This is a genomic window from Flavobacterium sp., assembly GCF_040382755.1.
GTDB lineage: Bacteria > Bacteroidota > Bacteroidia > Flavobacteriales > Flavobacteriaceae > Flavobacterium.
In genome coordinates this window covers 1-1,060 of sequence record NZ_JBEIET010000300.1, presented here as the reverse complement: position 1 = coordinate 1,060, position 1,060 = coordinate 1, and the positions used below count along the sequence as shown (strand labels likewise).

Genomic DNA, 1,060 nt, shown 5'->3' with positions numbered 1-1,060 from the left:
TTACAATAATTTTAACAGGCGGCGACGCTATTTTTTTGGCGAATCGATTAAAAAGCACCATATTTGCCGATGAAAATTTCCTATTAAAAAGTTTACACCAATTATACACTTATAGTTTACAAAATGATTAAAAAAATTGTCATACTAATTACGATATTACTTGCCAACTTCGGTTTTACTCAAGAAAATACAGCTTCGCCTTATTCTTTTTACGGATTAGGAAGCACAAGATTTAAAGGAACAAATGATTTTGTTAATATGGGTGGAATTTCTGTTTATTCAGATAGTACACATATTAATGTATTAAATCCTGCTTCTTATTCGAATCAATTAATTACTACTTTTCAAGTTGGGATGACGTCTAGTTTTTATAATTTAAACACGGCTTCAGCTTCAGAAAAAGCAAAAAAAACCACATTTGATTATGTGGTTATGGGTTTTCCAATTTCCAAGAAAGTTGGTGTTTCTTTAGGGCTTTTACCTCATAGTGCTGTAGGTTATAGGCTAAAATCAGATACAAGATCGGTAGATGGTTTTACAAAACAATACCAAGGTAAAGGTGGCGTAAATAAAGTATCCCTTGGTGCTGGTTACAAATTAAGCCCAAAGATTAGTTTGGGTATGGACTTTCAATATTTGTTTGGAATATTAAATACACAATCCGATGTATTTAATCAGAATGTAATTTCTGGTTCAAGAGAAGTAAATGAGTCAACCGTTTCCGGAATAGCAATTAATACAGGATTAAATTTCAAAACCAAGTTTAATAGTAAGTTGGATTTCTTTTCAAGTGTAACCTATGCACCTGAAGCCAAGTTGAATTCTATTAATACTAGAAATGTTTCTAAAATTTCAGCTTTGGCAAATGGCACAATTATTCCTGCATCAGCAGATACGGAAGTTAATGTAGCCGATTCAAAATTAATCGTACCATCAAAATTAGTTTTAGGTGCCGGTTTAGGAAATAGAAAGTGGTTTTTAGGTGGAGATGTTGCATTTTCTGGATCAGGAAATCAAGTCAATCGTTTTGAAAATTATTCAAATGTATCATATGAAAATG

At 31.9% G+C, this 1,060-nt stretch carries 1 protein-coding gene; it reads left to right on the top strand.

Features of this window, described 5'->3' with window-relative positions; translation table 11 throughout:
* Positions 1 to 123: 123 nt before the first annotated feature.
* On the top strand, positions 124 to 1,060 hold a 937-nt coding region (gene bamG / locus ABWO04_RS12115; protein ID WP_353079932.1), incomplete at its 3' end, for a BamG family beta-barrel-assembly machinery protein.